Raw genomic sequence first — 6,199 nt, 5'->3', positions numbered from 1 at the left:
CCCTGTGGGAGAACCCGAAGCTGGAGATGTCCGCGGGCAAGGCCATGGCGCAGGCCGGGCACGCCGCCCAGCTCGCGTGGTGGGCCTGCGACGCGGACGAGCGTGCCGCCTGGCGGGAGCGCGGGATGGCGGTGTCGGTGCGCCGGGCCCCAGCGCTGGGCGACTTCGACGCCAAGGTGGCCGCCGGGCTGCCGGTCGTGCGCGACGCCGGGTTCACCGAGATCGAGCCGGGCTCGTGCACGTTCGTCGCGGACGCGCCCTGGCTCGCAGGGCGCGTCTTCAGAGCGTGAAAACGTCGGCCAGCACGCCGCCGGCCGGGGTGACGCGCGCGGGCGACGGGCTGTCGTAGACGACCATGAGCCGGCCGCCGGCCAGCGGCGCCAGCCCTTCGGGGTGGTCGCAGCCGGCGCCGTACGGCAGCTCCAGCACCGTCTCGAGCTCGTCGGCCGGAACGACGTCCCGGCGCCGGCCCGGCCGCCAGCGGACCACGCGTACGGGCCCGTCGAGGCTCATGGTGGGCCCGGCGAGCACCAGCAGCGAGTCGCCGTCGGGGCACAGGTCCCGCACGCCGAGCCCGTCCAGGTCCAGGAAGTGTTTGCGATACGGCTCGCGCAACCGCAGCCGCCCGCTGCCCGCGTCGTCCAGCCGCAGCTCCAGCACGACCGCCCAGCCCCGCAGGACGGGGCCGCGCAGCCCCAGGTAGACCTGCTCGGACACGACGGCGATGCCTTCGACGTCGAACCCGTTGTCCTTGCCGGGCAGCCCGAGGAACGCTCCGAGGTGCCGGTCGTCACGCAGGTGCGTGGTGAGGCCCTGCCCGCCGGACAGGATCGCCCCCCGGCCCGGGGTCTGCTCGTCGAGCAGCGGCAGGCGTACGAGGATGAAGCGGTTCTCCTCCCTGACCACCGTGGCCAGCCGGTCGGCGGCCTTGGCGGGGTCCTTCGACTTGACCTTCCTGCGCTTGAGGCTGTGCGAGCCGGCTAGCCAGAGGTGGCCGTCGGCGCGGGCGAGGCCCTCGATGTCGGCTTCGTCCACGGGGCCGGCCGGGAGGTCGACGTAGTCCGCGAGCTCGAACGTGCGCTGGGCGCCGAAGTGGTCGCCGGTCCACGCCAGGTGCTCGAATGTCGCGGTCTCGTCGCCGGCGATCCAGAGGCCGGTCGCGCTCTGCCTGATCGCTGAGAGGTTTGTATGGGTTTGGGCTGCTCTGGAGGCTTGATCGAAGCGCAGCTCCACCTGTTCCACGACGCCATGATTGCACTTCGGTCGCTTCGAGGACGCCATGGCGGGATATGTCGTACGCTCCGCTCGTGCTCGATGGGGAAGATGAGATCAAGGGTTCCCGCGTGAGAACCGCTTCCAGACCTTGGATCCCTGACTCTCCGCCCAAACGCTCCCGCATCGGTGATCTCCGCATGCGGGTGGTGTACCGGGGGCTCGCCGTGGCCGCCGCCGTCGCGGCCGTCGCCGTGACGCTGGTCGTGGTGGTGCTCCCGTCAGGGCCGGACGAGGTCGCGGCGGGGCCGGTAACCGCGCCGCCGGCCGCACCGTCCTCGTCCGGCCCCGCACCTTCCCCCGAGGTCGGCGAGCCCGTCCAGGCGGCGAAGGCGTCACCCACCCCCAGCGCCTCGCTCGCGCCCGGCTACACGGCCATGGAGGCCCTGTACGCCGACCCGCGCGTCCCCAAGCTGACCTCCGAAATCAGGAAGATCAAACCGCGCCCGCCCGCCAGGCTGGTCCTCAAGGACCGGCGCACCGGGCTGGCCGTGCCGCGGCTGGGCCGGCCGTGGAAGGCGCACAACCCGGCGCCGTTCACCACCAAACAGGTGCTGCCCAGGCAGCGCGGCACGAGCCTGCGCGGGATCCTGGTGACCTGCCCGCTCCCGATCATGGAGCAGAAGTCGCCGCGCGACACGGCGCTGCTGGCCGCCCGCTGGACGCTCAACCACCACCCCAAGGGCTCCCGGATCACCTGGCTGGCCGCGCAACCGGTCAAGCGCGGATGGATGCTGATTTATCGGGTTAAGTACGGAAAACACTCCTCCCGGGCGGCTGTCGTCGTCATGGACGGGGGAATGAGCAAGCCCGGCCTGGCGTTCGTCACAGTGCCTGACACGCAGCGAAAGCACTGGTCCGATGTCGGCCGCGTGGCCGCAGGGGTGCGTGTTCTAGGCTAGAAAGATCATTGAATGCGGCGATTTGGGGGAGTGACGCCGTGGAACGCTCTGGAGCGCCGCAGGCATCCGACAACCGCAAGGGCAAGCCGCCCTGGCGCTCGGAAGGTCTGCCCGGCACACCCGGAGGGCGACCCAAGATCAACTGGTGGCGGTTCGCCGCCACCCTTGTCATCGTGTACGCGGCCTTCTTCGTGGTCTCGTCGTTCGTCGACAGCGGCTCGGTCGAGACGATCTCGTACACCGAGTTCACCAAGCAGGTGAACGCGAAGAACGTCAAGGACATCTACGCCGAGGGTCTTTCCGTCGAGGGCGACCTCAGGTCGGCGGCGAAGAACCCCGAGAGCAGCGAGTCCTACACCAAGTTCGCCACCGAGATTCCGGCCTTCGCCAACACCGACCAGCTCGACCGGCAGCTGGCCGCCGGGCAGGTCGAGATCACCTCCAAGCCGATCACGCGCGGGTTCTTCTCCAACCTGCTGCTGTCGCTGCTGCCCGTGCTGCTGCTGGCGGGCCTGTGGATCTGGATCATGCGGCGGGGCGCCAGCATGATGGGCGGCGGCGGCCTGGGCGGGCTCGGCAAGTCGAAGGCGGCCAAGCCGGTCGAGGCCGGGCAGGTGCGCGTCACGTTCGACGACGTCGCCGGCATCGACGAGGTCGAGAACGAGCTCGTCGAGATCGTCGACTACCTCAAAGACCCCGACAAATACCGCAGACTGGGCGCGAAGCTGCCCAAGGGCGTGCTGCTCGCGGGCCCTCCCGGCACCGGCAAGACGCTGCTGGCCAGGGCGGTCGCGGGCGAGGCCAAGGTGCCGTACTTCTCGGCCAGCGCCTCCGAGTTCATCGAGATGATCGTCGGCGTGGGCGCCTCGCGCGTGCGCGACCTGTTCGAGGAGGCACGGAAGGTGGCGCCGTCGATCGTGTTCATCGACGAGATCGACGCCATCGGCCGGGCCAGGGGCGGCGCCGGCGGCCTCGGCGGGCACGACGAGCGCGAGCAGACGCTCAACCAGATCCTCACCGAGATGGACGGCTTCTCCGGGGCCGAGGGCGTGATCGTCATCGGGGCCACCAACCGCCCCGAGATCCTTGACCCGGCGCTGCTGCGTCCCGGGCGCTTCGACCGTACGGTGCAGGTGGGCCTGCCCGACGCGGCCGGCCGCACCGCGATCCTGGCGGTGCACACGAGGGGCGTGCCGCTCGACCCAGAAGTCAGCCTCGACCAGCTCGCCAAGACCACCCCCGGCATGACAGGCGCCGACCTGGCCAACCTCGTCAACGAGGCGGCCCTGCTCGCCGCCAAGCGCGGCAAGGAGAGGGTCGCGACGGCCGACTTCACCGACGCGCTGGAGAAACTGCAGCTCGGCGCGGCCCGCAGCATCGTCATGCCGGAGGACGAGCGCACCAGGACCGCCTTCCACGAGGCCGGGCACGCGCTGCTCGGGATGCTCCAGCCGGGCGCCGACCCGGTCAGGAAGATCTCCATCATCCCGCGCGGCCGGGCGCTCGGCGTCACGCTGTCCACCCCCGACAGCGACCGCTACGCCTACGACGAGCAATACCTGCGCGGGCGCATCACCGGCGCGCTCGGCGGCATGGCGGCCGAGCAGGTCGTGTTCGGCGTCATCACCACCGGCGCCGAGAACGACCTCGAACAGGTCACGATGATCGCCCGCGGCATGGTCGGCCGCTGGGGCATGTCGGAGAAGATCGGCCCGCTGACCATCCTGCCCAACGACGGCCAGCAGCCCCAGGCCTCGCCCGTCACGCTCGCCATGGTCGACGAGGAGGCGCGGCGCATCGTGGACGAGTGCTACGAGCGCGCGGTCCAGGTGCTCGGCGAGAACCGCGACAAGCTCGACGCGATCGTGGAGGCCCTGCTGGAGCACGAGACCCTCGACGAGGCCGGCGCGTACGCCGCCGCGGGCCTGCCGAGCCAGACCGCCGCCACCGCCGGGAGCCGGCCGAGGGAATTTTCCGAGAATTAGGCAATCCGGACGTTGACGCCGATCGCGGCCGGGGCAGATGTTCGGACAACGATCGGGGGACTTGTCGTGACACTGACTGACGAGCTTCTCGCCGGGCTCGGAGACTCAGGGCTGGAACAGGTCGCCGGGATGCTCGGCACCGACCCGGCCACGGCCCGCATCGTGACCCAGGCCGTCGCGGGCGCGATCATCGGTGGCATGGCCCGCGACGCCGAGCACCTTGACGGCGCCGACGCCCTGCTCAGCGCGCTGGACGAGCACAAGGACACCGACCCGTTCAACGGCGACGTGGCCTCGCTGACCCGCGACGGCCACAGCATCCTCGGCCACGTGTTCGGCGGACAGGGCACCGAGCGGGCGGCAACCGGGCTGTCGCAGCTCGCCGCGGTGCACCCCGGGGCCATGATGAAGTTGCTGCCGCTCGTCGCCCCCATGATCATGTCGCTGCTCGCCGACCGCGCCGCCCGGCGCAACCTGGACGCGCGCGCCCTGGCCGACGAGCTCGACCACGAACGGTCCACCCTTCCCGCGAAGCTCGGTGACCTCGTCACGACCCTGCTCGACGGCATCTTCGGCGCCACGCCCGCGCAGCGGACCAGCCCGTACGACACGGCGGCCCTCACCCGCGGCCACAGGAACGCGAGCAGGCGTGAGATCACACCGGGCACAGCGACCCCGGACTGGTGACCGGTAGGCTGTGCGAGTGATCGTTCTGGCCTCAGCATCCTCCGCCCGCCTGGCTCTCCTGCGCAGTGCGGGCCTCGACCCCAAGGTCATCGTCAGCGGCGTCGACGAGGAGGCCTATACGGCATACTCCCCGGCGGCGCTCAGCCTGGTGCTGGCCAAGGCCAAGGCCGAGGCGGTCGCGAGCGGGCTGGACGAAGGGCTGGTCATCGGCTGCGACTCGATCCTCGAGCTCGACGGCCGCCCCTACGGCAAGCCGGCCACGCCCGAGGAGGCCCTGGAGCGGTGGCGGCTCCTGCGGGGCCGCACGGGCCGGCTCGTCACCGGTCACTGCGTCATCGACGTCGTCGCCGGCCGGCAGGCGGCGGAGACCGCCACCACCGTGGTGCACTTCGGCCGGCCCTCCCCCGAGGAGATCGCCGCCTACGTCGACACCGGCGAGCCGCTCGGCCTGGCCGGAGCCTTCAGCATCGAAGGGCGCGGCGGATGGTTCGTCGAAGGGATCGAGGGCGACCACGGCAACGTGCTCGGCATCTCGCTGCCGCTCCTTCGAGACCTGTTCGCGGAGCTCGGCTACGCGGTGACGGCTTTCTGGCGTTAGCCTGCCGGACATGCGATCAGTGCGCGACTTCTTCTCCGGCGTGGGCTTCTTCCTCCAGGGGTTCGGCTGGGTCTCCCGTAACAGGCGCTGGTGGTTGTTCGGGCTCATCCCGGCCGTCATCGCGTTCGCCGTCTACGTGGTCGCGCTGATCTTCCTCGGCACCCACGCGACCGATCTGGCCGCGTTCCTGACGCCGTTCGCCGACTCGTGGAGCTGGCGGGAGGCGTTCCGCGCGCTCGTGGGCGTCGCCCTGTTCCTCGGAGGGCTGGCGCTGGCGGTGCTGACGTTCGTCGCGCTCACGCTGGTGATCGGTGACCCCTTCTACGAGAAGCTGTCGGCGGCGGTCGACGTGCTGGAGACGGAGGACGAGCAGCCCTGGTGGCGCACGCTGCCGCGGTCCATCCGCGACAGCCTGGTCACCCTGCTCTACGTGCTGCTCTTCACGGTTCCGCTGTTCGCGCTCGGGTTCGTACCCGTGGTGGGGCAGACGGTGGTGCCGGTGCTGGGAGCGGCCGTTTCCGGATTTTTCATGACAGTGGAGCTCACGACGCTGGCCCTGGAGCGGCGCGGAATGGTCCGCAAGGAACGCTTCGCCCTCCTCCGCGCCAACAAGGCCGCCACGCTGGGGTTCGGGGTGGCCGTGTTCCTGCTCTTCCTCATCCCGTTCGTGGCGGTCATCGCCATGCCCGCCGCCGTGGCCGGCGCCGCCCTCCTCGTACGCACCCGCCTGGCTCCCACCCCCAGCCCTGCACCCG

General features: G+C 70.9%; 7 protein-coding genes. 6 read left to right on the top strand and 1 reads right to left on the bottom strand.

Annotated elements, in window-relative coordinates; translation table 11 throughout:
• A partial coding sequence (locus tag E1292_RS48955) for an aminoacyl-tRNA hydrolase (RefSeq protein WP_220447441.1) occupies positions 1 to 290 on the top strand: 290 nt, incomplete at its 5' end.
• On the opposite strand, the gene E1292_RS48950 is transcribed toward E1292_RS48955, so the two are convergent.
• Positions 280 to 1,242 (bottom strand): DUF3616 domain-containing protein, encoded by a 963-nt coding sequence (locus E1292_RS48950; RefSeq protein ID WP_246090999.1) that lies wholly within the window; start codon positions 1,240 to 1,242, stop codon positions 280 to 282. The genes E1292_RS48955 and E1292_RS48950 overlap by 11 nt on opposite strands.
• A 170-nt stretch (positions 1,243 to 1,412) precedes the next feature.
• Between E1292_RS48950 and E1292_RS48945 the strand changes: the two genes are divergently transcribed.
• The 5 genes from E1292_RS48945 to E1292_RS48925 all read left to right on the top strand — a co-directional run.
• Positions 1,413 to 2,174: a hypothetical protein gene (locus E1292_RS48945; protein ID WP_132606648.1), complete on the top strand. Its 762-nt coding sequence runs from the start codon at positions 1,413 to 1,415 to the stop codon at positions 2,172 to 2,174.
• A 38-nt stretch (positions 2,175 to 2,212) separates the two neighbouring features.
• Positions 2,213 to 4,159, top strand: coding sequence for an ATP-dependent zinc metalloprotease FtsH (gene ftsH, locus E1292_RS48940; protein ID WP_132606647.1), 1,947 nt, complete (start codon positions 2,213 to 2,215; stop codon positions 4,157 to 4,159).
• A gap of 66 nt (positions 4,160 to 4,225) precedes the next feature.
• Positions 4,226 to 4,846, top strand: coding sequence for a DUF937 domain-containing protein (locus E1292_RS48935; protein ID WP_165975159.1), 621 nt, complete (start codon positions 4,226 to 4,228; stop codon positions 4,844 to 4,846).
• 16 nt (positions 4,847 to 4,862) lie between these two features.
• Positions 4,863 to 5,444, top strand: coding sequence for a Maf family protein (locus E1292_RS48930; RefSeq protein WP_132606645.1), 582 nt, complete (start codon positions 4,863 to 4,865; stop codon positions 5,442 to 5,444).
• Positions 5,445 to 5,454: 10 nt separating this feature from the next.
• The coding region (locus E1292_RS48925; RefSeq protein WP_246090997.1) for an EI24 domain-containing protein at positions 5,455 to 6,199 on the top strand (745 nt) is incomplete at its 3' end.

It is taken from the genome of Nonomuraea deserti, from assembly GCF_004348685.1.
Taxonomy (GTDB): domain Bacteria; phylum Actinomycetota; class Actinomycetes; order Streptosporangiales; family Streptosporangiaceae; genus Nonomuraea; species Nonomuraea deserti.
Note: the sequence above shows the minus strand (reverse complement) of the source record. Positions and strands in the feature narration are given on the sequence as shown.

Coding starts and splice junctions, on each gene's coding strand:
- E1292_RS48945 (WP_132606648.1), top strand. CDS start 1,413: ATGCGGGTGGTGTACCGGGGGCTCGCCGTGGCCGCCGCCGTCGCGGCC.